Source organism: Desulfocicer vacuolatum DSM 3385 (assembly GCF_900176365.1).
Taxonomy (GTDB): domain Bacteria; phylum Desulfobacterota; class Desulfobacteria; order Desulfobacterales; family Desulfobacteraceae; genus Desulfocicer; species Desulfocicer vacuolatum.
In genome coordinates, this window is sequence record NZ_FWXY01000003.1 from 292,510 (window position 1) to 307,999 (window position 15,490).

Below are 15,490 nucleotides of genomic sequence, written 5' to 3' on the forward strand. Positions count from 1 at the left end.
CCAGCACCTAATACCCAGTCCCAGCATCTGCTGTTTAATATAAAAAAAGCGCCCGATAAACCGCACAAATTTTTAAGTTTTGTTTTGGGCCGATCACTCCCAAGATAAGGTCTGCCCATGGCACGTATCAGGAAAGTCAGTTTTTTTCGGCAAAAGGCATCCGAATCTCAATATCACCTTTATGGGTACTGACTTTGGCATGGGGATAATATTTCTTAAACACATGGAGCATGGTTTGGTTCTCGGGTAAAACAGAGGCCACAAATCCCTTATACCCATTGGTTGTGGCAATTTTTTCAAGCTCTTTTAAGAGATGACCGGCAATGCCCTGGCCATGGAAATCCTCTCGAACCACAAAGGCCACCTCAGCCCACTCTTTATCCATCTCCGCATAAGTTCCCATGGCCATGAGTTCTTTATTGTCTTGATTTCGCACCATACCTATGAGGGAAATAAAACTTCGATAATCCATGTTAGCCCAATGGGCCTGGGCCATCTTTCTGGAAAAAATCGTAATGGAATGAAAAAATCTCAAAAAAATTGTCTCTTCCTTCAGGGAATAAAAAAAATTGCGATAGGCAATCTCATCCGACGGCAGCAACGGCCTTACTGCCATGGATTTTCCGTTTTTCAAATCAAACCGACTTTTGTAATCCTCCAGAAAAATGAGATCTTCCCCGGGAAGGGGCATTTGATCTGCAAAAATATAATGATTTTCCTTGGCAGCATCCATGAGGCTTGCCCGGAAATCGGGATGGGCAATCTGGGTCAGTTCAATCACCCTTTGATAAACACTTTTCCCCTTTAGCTGGGCAATGCCGTACTCCGTCACCACAAAGTTAACATCAGCCCTTAAGGTGGCCACCCCTGCCCCGGCGCCCAGGGAGGCCACAATGCGGGACGTCTTTCCATCATCTGAGGTTGAGGGCAGTACAATGATGGAAAAGCCCCCCTTGGACAAACCGGCCCCCCGGATAAAATTGGATTGATCCCCGGTGCCGCTGAAAAAAAGCCGCCCCACGGAATCGGAACAGACCTGTCCGGTGAGATCCACCTCCAAAGCCGAACTGATGGAAACAAAATTATTATTTCTGCTGATAATTCCCGGGGTATTGACAAAATCAGCCGTGCCAAAATAAAACTGAATATTGTTGTCAATGTAGTCATAGGCACTGCGAGATCCCATGCAAAAGGTTGCAACGGCACGGTCCTGCATGAAATTTTTTTTCTTATTGTTAATGATACCCTTTTCAAACAAAGGAATAAACGCATCGGAAATCATGTGGGTATGAATACCCAGATCATTTTTATTATCAATGTACTTAAGCAAGGCATAGGGCAGATGGCCATACCCCACCTGAAGGGTACTGCCGTCATCAATGAGCTCCTTGACATAGCCTGCAATGCGTTGGGCCGTATGCTCATCCACAGGCTCTCTGTTGTTGTTGAGCAGCTCTTCTTCAAAGGGCACCAGATAGTCAATATCATCCACATGGATAAAACCGTCCCCGTGGGTCCGGGGCATCCGGGGATTGACCTGGGCAATGACCAGACGCGCATTTTTCACCGCCTCCAGGGTGACATCCACTGAAATTCCCAAGCTGGCCACACCAAACCGATCTGGAGGACTGATCTGTAGCAATACGGCATCAATGCCGATCTGATTGCTCCTAAAGAAATTGGGGATCTGGGACAGATAGGTGGGAATATAATCAATTTTTCCCTCAAAAGCGGCCTTTTGCATGGGGGTTGTGACAAAAAAAAGCTTCACTGCAAACCGATCCAGAAAATCTTCATCATCCATGTAACAGCCCAGGGTAAAAGAGAGCATCTGAAAAAGCATGGCATCCTGAATCTTGCGGTTTTTCACCATGGCATGGATTAAATGCTGGGGTTCTCCGCATGCAGATCCGATGAAAATCCGGCTGCCGTTTTTTATTTTTGAGGTGGCCACATCCGCCGTCACTACCTTGTTTCGATAGGCTTTGCTATGGTCCAAAAGAGATCTCCTTTTTTAATCTGTCCTGAAGCTGTTTTTTAGTTGAATGATCATATTTCGGGAACTGTGGGATATATTTGTCTCTCCCCACTAACATCAATTTTTACCACATCCTGATGCCCCTGATCCGGTTCATAAGATATCGAGATATATTTGCTCTGCGGGCAGGTACTTGAAATATATAGAATCTGCATTGATTTAATGCAAGATCAATTTAAATACTGCTGAATACCGACGGTTCAACCCTTGAGAAAATACCCCTGACATTAAAACCAACAGATCTGAACGCTTATAAATAAATATAGTGATGCTTCAATTTTTTTATTTGTACTTCTGACTATCATCATAAATTCGCTTGTAAAAAAACCGACACCCATTCCATCCGAGGCAGGCATGATTTTCCAGAATAAAAAAAACAAAAAAATTTCAGCGAATCGCAACAAAGTTTGAAACAGCTAAAAAACTAACTATTACAGCATATTAATCTAAGCCATAGGCATAAAACTTCTTGAAATTGAGCCATAGCTTCTGTATGCTGCATAAATTATTTAGAATGCCACGACACACCAATGTTTCCTGGAATTGGTTGCAATACATCATTGCCATGTACAAAATTTAAAAAATCTGCCTGGTAAATAAATGGCCGATGGGGGTAATGTCAGTGCATTTTAATGTTGGCGGCATTGTGAACCGGCTGTTTTCAAACATACTGCATAACCTCACACTGTCTTGGCTCCCCCCTGTTGTAATCAAACCCAGAAGTTCAAACCAGTATCATGGCAATACAACCTGCCATGAACGTTATTATTTAAGGATTTATGTAAATTGGAAAAAAATATAGCCCTCCTGCCGGGTGACGGCATCGGCCCGGAAGTGATGAAAGAAGCGGTAAAAGTACTGGATGCTGCCGCAAAAAAATTTAAATTCAAAATCAACTACAAAAAAGCCGACGTGGGCGGCTGCGCCATTGATAACCACGGAACAGCCCTGCCCGATTCCACACTTGAAGTGTGCGAAAAAAGTGACGCCATTCTCTTTGGTTCCGTGGGCGGCCCCAAGTGGGAAAGTCTTCCCCCGGCAGAACAACCGGAACGGGCAGCATTGCTCCCTTTAAGGAAACATTTTGCCCTGTACTGCAACCTGCGTCCGGCCCGGGTGTTCAAATCCCTGGCTGCGGCATCTCCCCTTAAGCCGGAAATCGTAAAAGACGGATTTGATATCCTCTGTGTCCGGGAACTCACCGGGGGCATTTACTTTGGCGAGCCCAAGGGAAGAGAAGGAGAAGGAAGCCAGGAAAAAGCCTATGATACCCTGGTATACTCACGATTTGAAATTGATAGAATTGCCAGAAAAGCCTTTGAAGCAGCCCGCATCAGGCGGGGGATCGTCACCTCTGTGGACAAGGCCAATGTCCTTTTTTCCATGGTGCTGTGGCGCGAGGTGGTGATGGAGGTGGCCAAGGAGTACCCCGATGTAACCCTGAATCACATCTACGTGGACAATGCCACCATGCAGCTGGTAAAAGATCCCCATCAGTTTGACGTGCTGCTGTGCGGCAACATGTTTGGGGACATCATATCTGATGAGTGCGCCATGATCACAGGCTCCATGGGACTTCTGGCATCGGCCAGCCTTAATGAGGACAATTTCGGTCTGTATGAGCCTGCAGGCGGTACGGCACCGGACATTGCAGGCAAAGGCATTGCCAATCCCATTGCCCAGATTCTGTCGGCTGCCATGATGCTGAAATACAGCCTGGATCAAGTTGAAGCTGCCGATGCCATTGTCCAGGCCGTTTCCTCCGTACTGGACCGGGGAATTTACACCGCAGACCTCACCGGAGATGCTGCCTCTGCTGTTGGTACAGCCGAAATGGGTGATGCCATTGCCGCATTACTGGCGTGACTCCCCCCCAATGGGGCAGAAATTAATTCTATCCTCAGGTCCTTTGTATTGCAGCCAGGTTGTAAATATTCGGCTTGGTAATGTAAATATTTGGGCAGTGCCCCACATTTACGCCAGGTTTGCCGAAATTCTTTAAATAACGAGCATCTCCTGACGGACACAAGGAATGTTGAAAATGGTATTATGCCGCCCCCCCGACGGGCAATGGGCCCGGCCCGGAACTGTAGACAGCTCGATGGGCCGGTTCCTATTGCCCCTCGGGGGGGCTCTGTTGAGGCTGCTCGAAAGTGTTATTTTCTAATAAAACATACATGGCTGTAACCACCAGCCACAACCAAAGTTGAAACCATCATGATTCCAAGCCTTTGGGCGGATTTTCATATAAAAAACCGGAACCTCCCACAAAAAAGGGAAAGTTCCGGTAAATTCATGCCAACGAGTTCTAATTATTAATCAACCCATCTGAACCTTTGTAAAATACCATGGCATGGTACATTAGAACCCATTAGCAATGATGGAAAAAACCGTGTTCATGCCTATTATTTCCAGAATTTTTCCATTCTCTTTCTCAAAGCATCACGATAGGCATCCCAGTCCTCAATGGCATTGGTGGCAAGCCCCTCATCCATGGCAGCCTTGGCAACGGCCACAGCCTCATACTCAATGACCCTGGGATCAAAGGGTTTGGGAACAATGTACTCTCTTCCGTAGGAAAAGGATTTTCCGCCATAGGCTTTTGCCACAGATTCGGGAACCGGTTCCTTGGCAAGCTCTGCCAGGGCCCTGGCCGCAGCAATCTTCATGCCTTCTGAAATCTTGGTGGCCCCCACATCCAGAGCGCCTCTGAAGATGAAGGGAAAGCCAAGCACATTGTTGATCTGGTTGGGATAATCAGAACGGCCTGTGGCCATGATGAGATCATCCCTTGCAGCCACGGCATCTTCGTAGGCAATTTCAGGGTCAGGGTTGGCCATGGCAAAAACAATGGGGTCCTTGGCCATGGATTTGAGCATATCCTGACTCACCACATCTTTTTGGGAAACACCAATGAAAACATCGGCACCCACCATGGCATCGGCCAGGGTTCTGGCATCGGTGTCCACGGCAAAGATGTCCTTATATTTGTTCATGCCGGCTTCACGGCCTTTATAAATAACGCCTCTGGAGTCACACATGGTGAGATTTTCATATTTCACACCCATGGAGACAAAAAGCTTTGCACAGGAGATACCGGCAGCACCGGCACCGTTAAACACCACCTTTAATTCTTCCATTTTCTTACCGGTGATATCAACGGCACTGATGAGACCGGCGGCGCAGATAATGGCAGTGCCATGCTGATCATCATGGAAAACAGGGATATTGCAAAGCTCAATCAAGGTTTCTTCAATCTCAAAACACTCCGGTGCTTTGATATCTTCCAGGTTGATCCCTCCAAAGGTGGGCTCCATGGTTTTGACAATATCAATTATTTTCTTAGGGTCTTCGGTGTCAAGCTCAATGTCAAATACATCCACATCAGCAAATCTTTTGAATAATACGCCCTTGCCTTCCATAACCGGTTTACTTGCCAGCGGTCCCAGATTCCCAAGGCCAAGAATTGCCGTGCCATTGGAAACAACCCCCACCAGATTCTGTCGGCTGGTGAATGTTTTGGCACATTCTGAATTTTCTGCAATGGCTTTCACCGGAAGTGCCACACCGGGGGTGTAGGCCATGGAAAGATCATCTGCTGTCTGGCACGGTTTAGTGGGCATCACCTCAACTTTGCCTGCCACCGGAAAAGAGTGATAACTTAGTACATCGTCTTTGAAATCGGTCATGGGACACGCTTCTTTGTACATAATCTAAATTTCCTTCTACATTAATTGTGGTTATAAAAAACGGCATCCCTCAAAAAATCATTCATGTTAATTCCATGCCTGGTATATTACCTGGAGAACACCGATTTTAGTATATTCAAAGGTAAACTCTCTTCATATGAGCATAAGCCAAAATTTACCCTGTTTTTATTAATTTTCCATCATTGGTTAAACAGGCAAGTTGTCATAACACTTTTCCATGGAAAAGCCCATGCAATATCATTAAAAATTTATTGAGCTGTCAGAAGTGCCCACTGGGGAATAACATTAGGATCAATGGTAAACACCGTGACGCCAAAAACCAGAAATACCGCCGTAATAACCGCCACTCCGATGAAATTGATCAAAATACCTGCTCTGACCATTTCAATCATCTTGATTCTGCCGCTGCTGAACACAATGGCATTTGGAGGGGTTGCAATGGGCATCATAAAAGCACAGGACGCAGACAAAGTGGCCGGTATCAGCAGCATCAGCGGGTTGATCTTCATGGCCACGGCAATGGAGGATAAAATGGGCAGAATCATCTGGGTGGTGGCGGTGTTGGATGTTAATTCCGTTAAAAAGGTCAGCGTACCGCAAATGCTTGAAATCATGGCCACAGTGCTGGTTCCTTCCAGAATCTGAAGTTTATTTCCAATGAAAACGGAAAGTCCAGACACCTGAAAGCCTTTGGCCAGGGCAAACCCACCGCCAAACAGCAGAATAATACCCCAGGGCAATTTGGTGAACACATCAGCATCCAATATGGTGGGGGTATCGGCATCCTTTCTTGTGGTGGGCAGAAAAAACAGGGTAATGGCCATGGTAATGGCAACGGTGCCGTCATCCACCATGCCGGTGAAGGGAAGCAGGGAAGCCCACCCCGGAACCACTGCAAGACCAAGGTTGAGATCTTTTCTGAAAATCCACAAAAGAGCGGTCATGGCAAAAACAATCAACACCTTTTTTTCTTCTGGAGAAATGGGGCCAAGCTCTTTGTACTCTTTTTCAACAACCTCCCGGTCCACCTGGACATGGTCCGGGGTACGATAAAACACCTGGGTAAGCAGAAGCCAGATAATCCCAATCATAACAAAGGTCAAAGGCAAAGCCATGATCATCCATGTTCCAAAGGAAATGGCAGGAGCCGTGGGAAAAAGCTGCTCAAAGGTCCGGGTGAGAACCAGGTTCGGGGGGGTACCCACCAGGGTGGCGGCGCCCCCCATGGATGCGGCATAGGCAATTCCAAGAAGAAGGGGAAGCGCAAAGGTTTTGGCGTCATCTTTTCCAAACTGTTCTTCCATCTTTAAAACAATGGATAAAGCAATGGGAAGCATCATCACAGCGGTGGCTGTATTGGAAATCCACATGGAAAGAAAAGCAGATGCAACCATAAAGCCAAAAACAATGCGGGCCGGGCCTCCTCCAATGGTTCTCACCACAAAAAGGGCGATGCGTTTGTGCAGATTCCACTTCTCCATGGCAAGGGCAATGAGAAAACCGCCCATGAATAGAAAAATGGTGCTGTTAAAATAAACCCCGGCAGCGGCTTTCCCTTTCATGATACCCAGAAGCGGATAACAGATCACCGGCAACAGGGAGGTGGCAGCCAGGGGTATGGCCTCTGTTACCCACATCACAGCCATCAATACAGCAACAGCGGCCATTCGGGTGACTTCCGGATGAGCCGGATCAAGATCCATCATCCATACAAGTAGAAAAAGTAAGGGACCAAGAACCAGACCGCTTAATTGAAGTCTTGATCGATTATTTAATACGTAGGGTGCCATGTTGACCTCCGGGTTTATTGGTTATTATTGGGTTATAAAAATAATGTTAATTTTAAAGTCTCAGATATTTCAGCCAAATAAATGTGATTCTTTTTCCTTTTCAGGGTAATTTGCAAAGGCTGTACCACTATTATTCAGATGATGAAAATTATGATAGATCTCTCCACAAAGCCCTTTATTTAAAGGAGTTCCATGGATAAAAAGAAAGAATAACGGCTGAGGAACAAAGGAAAGCAGAAGGGATTTTCTTTTTTAGAGACTGAAATCCACCGATGAAAGGCGGATTTCCGCCGTTTTATCATTTGCCTTTTGCAAAGAAGTTTGTGCATATAAGTAAAGATCAAGTGAGAGACCCAAGCGGTTAACATCAAGACCTTCTAACGAAGGTCTGCATGTGGCAGTTTTATGAAATAATAGTGGCATCTTTTTTGCATTACTGCACACCATGGAAACTGAAAAAAAAATGATTCAAAAAATGAAATTTGGCATTTTAAAAAAATTTCTGGCAGGATTTCTGGTGCTTTCCCTGGTACCCATGATGGTAGTGGGCATGTACACCTGGGTGCGCATGAACCATGTGGTGGAACTGCTGGTGGACAGCAGCCGGACCGCATTGACCCAAACCTCCATGTCCCTGCTCCAGGCCCGGGCCGGGGCCATTGCCACCCAGGTGGAACAATTTTTAAACACCGTGGTGATTGATTTAAACATGCTGGCCACCTTGCCCCCGGCACCTGAAATATACAGCGGTTTTTACCGGGTTCACCAGCGCGCTGTCTGGGTTCCTTCCCCGGAAACCGGGGTCAGGCAAAGCATGAAAACCACCATCCCCCTTTATGCTGAAATATCCTTTATAGATCTCAACGGCCAAGAGCGCATCCTCATCCGGGAGGGTCAGCCCATTGCTTCATCAAGGGATCTGTCCAGCCCCTTTTTGAGCAAATTCGGCAAAGAAAATTTTTTCAAAAAAACCATGGCCATGACCGGTGACAATCCCCATGTATCTCATCTTCTGGGGTTCCATGTGGCAAAGCCGGAGACCCCGTCAGGTGTCAACCAGGTATCGGACGCAGAAATTCCCATGCAACCTGTCAAAAACAAAACCTTTTCCGGCATCATCCGCTTTTCCCGGAAAGTCTTTAACCATGGCAGGCCCGTGGGCGTGGTTTCCCTTGCCCTGGACCACAGACATCTCATGGAATTCACCCAGCATGTCCAGCCGTTTGGCAACGAAGAGGTTCCCTCTCCAAACTATTTCAGCGGAGATTACGCCTTTATATTTGACGATCAGGGATGGATGATCACCCACCCCAAACCCTGGGATATCCGGGGAGTGGGCCACACAGGCGTATTGGTGGACCCTGCCACTGCGGCCTATGAAAAAGACAAAGTGCAGGCAGGCAAACTGCCCTTTAATCTGCTCCATGTTCCCTTTGTCCATGAAAATTATGCCACCATTGCCCAACAGGTGATCCAGGGATTTTCCGGGGTTCGTCAAACCGCCAGTGTGGGCGGAATTCCCCGGATACTGGCCTATGCCCCCATAAAATTCAATCTGGGGGAATACCGGGAGACCGGCTGCTTTGGCGGTGTCACCCTTGGGGTGCAGACCGGTCGCTTTCACAACACAGTGAACAGCACCTCTGTCACCATCCGGGCCATCCTTAAAAAAATTGCCCACAACTATCTTCTGCTGCTTGTTTTCACCGGCGTTATTGTGGCCATGGTGGCCATCATCCTTTCCCGGAACTTCACCCACCCCATCCGCATGCTGTGCCGCAATATGGGAAAAATCAGCCGGGGTAACTATGAGGTGGACATCTCCATTAAAACCGGAGATGAACTGGAAATTTTGTTCAGGGAATTCAAATCCATGGGAAAAAGGCTCAAGCAAAACGAGCAGGATCTTGTAAAATCACTCACCGATCTGGAAAAACAGGCCCACATGCTCAACAGCATCTTTAATAATATGCTGTCAGGACTCATGGTCTTTGATAAAAACGGCACCATCCTCTCTGCCAACCCCAAGGCCACCCGGTTTTTCAAACAATCCCAGCAAGAGATCACCGGTAAAACCATCACAGATCTTTTGGCCCCCTACCCTGCCTGGCTGGAGCTGATCCGGAACAATATTCCCAATACCGGGCACCAGGCCACGCCACTGGATATCAAACGACCGGATAACAGCCCGTTGAACCTGGAAACCGCCATTGCCTCCCTGCTGGACGGCTGTCCGAAATCAAACGGTTCCAGTGAAGAGAACAGATCAACCCTGTTGATTTTCCGGGACGTCACCCGGCGTAAAAACATGGAAAAACACATTGCCCGCTCAGACAAGCTGGTCTCCCTTGGCATTCTGGCTGCGGGCATTGCCCATGAAATCCGCAATCCCCTCACAGGTATCACCTTGATGCTGGATGATTTCCACGATCGCATTGCCAACAAAACCGGTGACCGCCTTTTGATTCAACGTGCCCTGGAAGAGATTGAAAAGCTGGAAAACATTGTTAACCGCCTGCTGGATTTTGCTGCCAAACCGGCCCACTCCCCCACACTGGAGGACATCAACCATGTCATTGACGACACCATGTTCTTTATCTCCAAACAGTGTAGAAAGCAGGGCGTTACCCTCAATCGGGAGCCTGGAGAAAACCTGCCGCGCATTCACATGGATAAAGAACGCATCCGCCAGGCCATCATAAACATTGTACTCAACGCCCTGAATGTACTGGACCATAAGGGCAATATCACCATCACCACAAGCCTGTCCCGGGAAGATGCCGGAACATTCGTCCTTTTATCCATTGCCGACGACGGTCCGGGTATTGCCAAGGAAGATATTGACATGATCTTTGACCCTTTTTTCAGCCACAACCCCGAAGGGTTTGGTTTGGGATTGTCCATCACCCACACCATTGTGGAAGAACACGGAGGTAAAATAACCGTGGAAAGCGACCCGGAATGGGGTACCTGCTTTAATATCCATTTACCTGTGTCATGACAGATAAAATGCCACCATTTCACCGTGCCCCAAAAACAAACAAATCAAGGCGAGTCGCTTATCTGCACCGGCCCGTTCCCTTGTCACCATCAAAGCATCCATTCCTGATTTAATAGGACGGATACCCATGGAGCTTTAAATATGAAAAAAATTCTTGTTGTGGATGATGAATCCATCATCCGGGAAAATCTGCACCGCATATTGACCGAAGAAGGATATGACGTGGCAACCGAGCCCTCGGGACAGGCGGGTCTTGATTTCATCAATGCCAATGATGTGGATATTGTACTTCTGGATCTCAATCTCCCGGACATCCACGGCCTTGATGTGCTGAAACAGGCCAAGACTGTGGACCCGGATATTCTGGTCATTATCATAACAGGCTATGCATCCATTGAATCAGCGGTGAAAGCCCTTAAAATGGGGGCCTATGACTACATCAAAAAGCCATTCAAGGCCGATGCCATAAAGCTGATTCTGCGCCTTGCCATGGAGACCAGTCAACTGAAACAACAGGTGGGGATTTTAAAGAAAACCCTTAACCTGCCGGACAAACTGGATCTTGTGGCCCAGAGCCCCCAGATGCAGGCCATTGTATCCCAGTCCCGGGAGGTGGCCCGGCATGAAAGTGCCAATGTGCTCATCACAGGAGAAAGCGGCTGCGGCAAAGAAGTGGTGGCCCAGACCATTCACCACGCAAGCCCCCGCCATGACATGCCCATGGTGATCATCAATTGTGCCGCCCTGCCGGAGCATCTTCTGGAAAGCGAATTATTCGGCCATGAAAAGGGGGCATTCACCGATGCTGTCAAAAAAAACAAGGGGTTGTTTGAAATGGCCGAAGGTGGCACGGTGTTTCTGGACGAAATCGGAGAAATGCCCATCCAGCTCCAGGCCAAACTTCTGGGGGTGCTGGAACGGAAACAATTCCGGCGCATTGGCGGAAACAGGGACATAAAAACCGATGTTAAAATCATTGCCGCCACCAACATTGACTTAAAACAGGCCATTGCCGAAAAAAAATTTCGCCAGGACCTTTATTATCGTCTGGGGGTTTTTCCCATCCACATTCCACCGTTACGAAAGCGGCCCGAGGATATCTCTGCCCTTTGTGTGCTGTTTCTGGAAAAATTTGCCCGGAAATTTCATAAACAGTTCACCACCATTGATCATAAAACCAAGGCACGACTCCTGGAATATCCCTGGCCCGGAAATGTCCGGGAATTGAAAAACGTTTTTGAACGAATTTGTATCATGCACAATGATGACACATTGAAACTGTCGCACCTGCCCCCGGAAATTGATGATGCTCCCATGGCTCCGGATGCCTTTGTGGAAATCCCGGAGGAACTGTACGACCTGGAATCGGTGCTTGAGGAAGTGACCATCCGCATGGTGCACAAGGCCCTTAAAAAAAGTAACGGCAACACCACCCGGGCGGCCCAGCTGTTAGGGATTCCCCGGGGGACTTTAAGATATAAAATCGATAAACTTAAAATCCATTGATATCATTGCCTCAATTAATGAAATTGATTCATCTTTGCTTTGCTTACCCTAAAAAACATGGTATATTCATTTTTACCGTTTTTTAATGTCATCGTCAGTGCACCAAACACTTAAAGAGGTTGATTCTTATGCAGATCAAACATTACGAATTTGAGTATGGCCAATACGGCGAAACCCTGGGAGTTAGCATCAGCTTAAGGGGCTATCATGTCCTTCGCTATAATTATATCAGTAAAGGAACCGCCTTTACCATGGATGAGCGGGTAAAGCTGAAGTTGAACGGTTATCTGCCGCCCCGGGTTAAAACCCTGGCTGAACAGATCCACTCAAGCCTTGATATCATTGACAAAAAAGACACTGACATTGAAAAATTCATTTACATAAGAAGTCTTTATGACAGAAATGTGGTATTGGCCCATGCCGTTATTGCAAGTGATGTCATCCGCTTTCTGCCCATTATTTATACCCCCACCGTGGGGCTTGCCTGCCAGCTTTACTCCACCATGTTCCGAAAGGCCAACGGCATCCATCTCTATCCCGGCAACATTGACCAGGCAGAAGATATCCTGCGTAACTACACGGCCCAGGATATCCGTGTGGCAGTGGTCACTGACAATCAGGGGATTCTTGGTATTGGGGACCAGGGGGCCGGAGGAATGCCCATCTGCCTTGGTAAACTCATGCTCTACACCCAAGGGGCAGGCATTGCTCCCTGGCACTGCCTGCCCATCTCCCTTGATGTGGGTACGGACAATAACACCCTGCTGGATGATCCCAATTATCTGGGTCACCGGGAAGCCCGGCTCACCGGACAGGCCTACGACGCGTTTATTGATAAATTTGTAACGGCATTTAAACGGGTATTTCCCAATGCCCTTTGCCAGTGGGAAGATTTTTCCAAACAGACCGCCTTTGATGTTCGGGATAAATACCTTGATACGGTTATTTCCTTTAATGATGATATCCAGGGCACCGGTTCCATTGCCCTGGCCGGTATCCTTGCCGCCATGAAGGTAAAAAAAGAAAAAATGACCGACCAGGTCTACCTGATCCATGGTGCCGGTGCCGGCGGTATCGGTATTGCCGAGCAGATCCAGACAGAACTCATGGAACAGGGCATGGATGAAAAAGAAGCTGATGCACGTATTTTCACCCTGGACTCCCGGGGGGTTGTCACATCGGACCGGGACCTTGAAGCGTATAAAATCAAATTTGCCAAAGACCCTGAAAAATTGACCTGGTTAAAAAAACCCGAAGACAACACCCTTGTCAACGTGGTTAAAAATGAAAAGGTCACGGTTCTCATCGGTACTTCCGGCCAGCCCGGTTGCTTTACCAAAGAGGTGGTTGAAGCTGTGGGTGAGCACACCCACCGTCCTGTGGTTCTGCCCTTGAGTAACCCCACCACAAAAACCGAAGCGCTGCCCAAAGACATTTACGAGTGGACCGACGGCAAAGCCCTTGTGGCCACAGGCTCTCCCTTTGACCCGGTGGAACACAACGGTAAATCATACCGCATTGGCCAGATGAACAATGCCTTTGTATTTCCCGGTGCTGGCCTTGGTATTGTGGCATCCGGTGCCACCTGTGTGCTGCCGGTATTCTTTTCCGCTGCGGCCCATGCTGTGGCGGAATTTGTCAATGAGGCTGATATCAAGGACGGAATTTTATGTCCTCCCCTGGATCAATTAAAAGAGGTCTCCCTTGAAGTGGCAAGACGGGTGGGGGCAGAAGCAATCAAAGCCGGGGTCACCCGGAATGATTGCCCGTTTTCCACTTACAAACACAACAACGACCTGGGCCGTCTCAATCTTTTAATTGATAAAATGCGCTGGCACCCCGAGTATTTTTAAACCAGAGGATTTCGGCAGGTGAAAGACAATAAAAAAATAAAAGCATGCACAATATTCATTATTCTCTTAACAGCAGCCATGATATTTCTGGGATGTGGTATTCCTGATCTTCCAGGTCCCATAGGAATTCCAGGTCTTTAACCGCAAATTTAATGCACACGACCCAGGATGATTCGTGGATCAATATGGAAGTGTTGAAATCTTTTAAAAAAAACCTTGACCCACCGGATAGAATCCTTTATATACCTCTTCAGCTGAACGGGCGATTAACTCAGCGGGAGAGTGCTACCTTCACACGGTAGAAGTCACTGGTTCAATCCCAGTATCGCCCACCATATAAAATCAAGGGTTTACAGATTCTCTCTGTAAGCCCTTTTTTGATTTTGTGACCACTTTGTGACCGGTTGGAAAAATTGTGCCTTCAAGCCTCCTTGCTGATCCCTGGTTTTGATCGTCTTCCTTTTGAAGATTTCTTAAACCACGCATAACAGATGTGATAAGGTTTGCATCATCCTTGCCCATTCTGATGCGCATCACCTTGGCCTTGGCAACGATACCCGGCACCACATCAGGGTGGTGAGTGTTAATATCTGCCAGTAGGATAAGTCACATGTTCTCTTCTGCGCTTCTGGTAAGGGACTTGGACGAAAATAAGCTACCAATTTAATTTTTTTTACAATGCAATATCAACATATTAAAATGGACATAGTGGTAGTTTATTCTCGGGTAAGTCCCTAACTGCTTTCATATGATATATGCCTCCCGCATTTCCGGGTAATCAAAAAAAGTCATGGGTTCTGTCAATGTATTGGATGGCTTCGGCGTATTCCTTGGGGTGGCCATCTTTTAACACCTGCATGGTATTCATGACTGCTTGCAAGTTGCTTTTGCCCAGGGCTTTTAAATGGAGTGATCTGACCTTGGAAAAAATATCTTCAGTTATGCCGGGGTTTTGGTTGTCAATGTCTGATAGGTGGCTCAGGGCAAGTATGGAGTCTTTGGCTTCGTGGTTGCAGGAATGGTGAACAAGTTTCTTCATACCAGACTCAGAAATGATGGTAAGAAGGATTTCGCCGGGTCGCTGATATCCTGCCCTCAATGACGTTCATTTCTTTAGGGGTGAGGTAGTCCAGGGCTTCCCTTGAATCTGCGATACCAATGGCCTGGCAGATATCAGAATTTACAAATCAAGTAGAACCCAGTGATGTCCGGTTAGGTTTTTGCAGACTTCTTTTTCTTTTTTCTGGTTCTTTTTGTTAACACCTTGATTGCCTGTCGATGGTCATGTTAAATTGAGCCAAAAATGGTCATTTAAAAGTGAGCCACTAGGCCTAAAATAAGCGTGTTTTAAACAAAAAACATCAAAAAAAAGCTCGAAATGCCTTTAATTACAGTGTATATTTGATCCACTACAAAAAAATATAACATAAAAAAGGACATTTCGAGTGAAGAGAATTATCGATAAAAAAATAAATAAACGCAAGCAAAAAATTCGTAAAAGGACCAAAAAACGAAATTGGAAAGAACAACTGTCACCTATGCTCCAGGCATCCAACATTCACTATGAAATGGATGGTCGTTATAAAGGTATA

Annotated in this window: 10 protein-coding genes and 1 tRNA gene; 5 read left to right on the top strand and 6 right to left on the bottom strand. The window is 47.0% G+C overall.

Annotated features, from left to right (window positions below; genetic code table 11):
* Window positions 1–136 precede the first annotated feature (136 nt).
* Window positions 137–1,999 carry a bifunctional acetyl-CoA hydrolase/transferase family protein/GNAT family N-acetyltransferase gene (locus B9A32_RS04640; RefSeq protein WP_084067210.1) on the bottom strand — a complete coding sequence of 621 codons (1,863 nt, stop codon included), beginning with the start codon at window positions 1,997–1,999 and terminating at the stop codon, window positions 137–139.
* 825 nt (window positions 2,000–2,824) lie between these two features.
* Here B9A32_RS04640 and leuB point away from each other — a divergent pair.
* Window positions 2,825–3,904 (top strand): 3-isopropylmalate dehydrogenase, encoded by a 1,080-nt coding sequence (gene leuB / locus B9A32_RS04650; RefSeq protein WP_139795704.1) that lies wholly within the window; start codon window positions 2,825–2,827, stop codon window positions 3,902–3,904.
* 539 nt (window positions 3,905–4,443) lie between these two features.
* On the opposite strand, the gene B9A32_RS04655 is transcribed toward leuB, so the two are convergent.
* Together B9A32_RS04655 and B9A32_RS04660 are read right to left on the bottom strand one after the other, a co-directional pair.
* A complete protein-coding gene (locus B9A32_RS04655; protein WP_232367041.1) occupies window positions 4,444–5,748 on the bottom strand; it encodes a malic enzyme-like NAD(P)-binding protein in 1,305 nt (434 codons plus the stop codon).
* Window positions 5,749–5,996: 248 nt separating this feature from the next.
* Entirely contained in the window at window positions 5,997–7,538 is a 1,542-nt protein-coding gene (locus tag B9A32_RS04660) for an SLC13 family permease (protein WP_084067212.1), read from the bottom strand.
* Window positions 7,539–8,001: 463 nt separating this feature from the next.
* On the opposite strand from B9A32_RS04660, the gene B9A32_RS04665 reads away from it, so the two are divergent.
* Entirely contained in the window at window positions 8,002–10,539 is a 2,538-nt protein-coding gene (locus tag B9A32_RS04665) for an ATP-binding protein (protein WP_139795705.1), read from the top strand.
* Here the strand turns inward: B9A32_RS04665 and B9A32_RS22285 are convergent.
* Window positions 10,534–10,668, bottom strand: coding sequence for a hypothetical protein (locus B9A32_RS22285; protein WP_269748995.1), 135 nt, complete (start codon window positions 10,666–10,668; stop codon window positions 10,534–10,536). The genes B9A32_RS04665 and B9A32_RS22285 overlap by 6 nt on opposite strands.
* A 12-nt stretch (window positions 10,669–10,680) precedes the next feature.
* On the opposite strand from B9A32_RS22285, the gene B9A32_RS04670 reads away from it, so the two are divergent.
* From B9A32_RS04670 to B9A32_RS04680, 3 genes are all read left to right on the top strand, one after another.
* Complete coding sequence (locus B9A32_RS04670; RefSeq protein ID WP_084067214.1) at window positions 10,681–12,045, top strand: sigma-54-dependent transcriptional regulator; 1,365 nt, start codon at window positions 10,681–10,683, stop codon at window positions 12,043–12,045.
* A 128-nt stretch (window positions 12,046–12,173) separates the two neighbouring features.
* Window positions 12,174–13,898 (top strand): NAD-dependent malic enzyme, encoded by a 1,725-nt coding sequence (locus tag B9A32_RS04675; protein ID WP_084067215.1) that lies wholly within the window; start codon window positions 12,174–12,176, stop codon window positions 13,896–13,898.
* A gap of 260 nt (window positions 13,899–14,158) precedes the next feature.
* Window positions 14,159–14,233, top strand: a tRNA-Val gene (locus B9A32_RS04680).
* 7 nt (window positions 14,234–14,240) lie between these two features.
* Here B9A32_RS04680 and B9A32_RS04685 read toward each other — a convergent pair.
* Both B9A32_RS04685 and B9A32_RS04690 read right to left on the bottom strand, forming a co-directional pair.
* The gene (locus tag B9A32_RS04685; RefSeq protein ID WP_084067216.1) at window positions 14,241–14,420 is read right to left on the bottom strand and encodes a hypothetical protein; all 180 of its coding nucleotides are present in this window, start codon (window positions 14,418–14,420) and stop codon (window positions 14,241–14,243) included.
* 256 nt (window positions 14,421–14,676) lie between these two features.
* A complete protein-coding gene (locus B9A32_RS04690) occupies window positions 14,677–14,937 on the bottom strand; it encodes a hypothetical protein (RefSeq protein ID WP_139795706.1) in 261 nt (86 codons plus the stop codon).
* Between the last annotated feature and the right edge of the window lie 553 nt (window positions 14,938–15,490).

Bases quoted from the DNA above. Each gene is read 5' to 3' on its own strand.
- B9A32_RS04655 (WP_232367041.1), bottom strand. From the start codon at position 5,748: ATGTACAAAGAAGCGTGTCCCATGACCGATTTCAAAGACGATGTACTA.
- B9A32_RS04660 (WP_084067212.1), bottom strand. From the start codon at position 7,538: ATGGCACCCTACGTATTAAATAATCGATCAAGACTTCAATTAAGCGGT.
- B9A32_RS04665 (WP_139795705.1), top strand. From the start codon at position 8,002: ATGATTCAAAAAATGAAATTTGGCATTTTAAAAAAATTTCTGGCAGGA.
- B9A32_RS22285 (WP_269748995.1), bottom strand. From the start codon at position 10,668: ATGGGTATCCGTCCTATTAAATCAGGAATGGATGCTTTGATGGTGACA.
- B9A32_RS04670 (WP_084067214.1), top strand. From the start codon at position 10,681: ATGAAAAAAATTCTTGTTGTGGATGATGAATCCATCATCCGGGAAAAT.
- B9A32_RS04675 (WP_084067215.1), top strand. From the start codon at position 12,174: ATGCAGATCAAACATTACGAATTTGAGTATGGCCAATACGGCGAAACC.
- B9A32_RS04685 (WP_084067216.1), bottom strand. From the start codon at position 14,420: ATGGGCAAGGATGATGCAAACCTTATCACATCTGTTATGCGTGGTTTA.
- B9A32_RS04690 (WP_139795706.1), bottom strand. From the start codon at position 14,937: ATGAAGAAACTTGTTCACCATTCCTGCAACCACGAAGCCAAAGACTCC.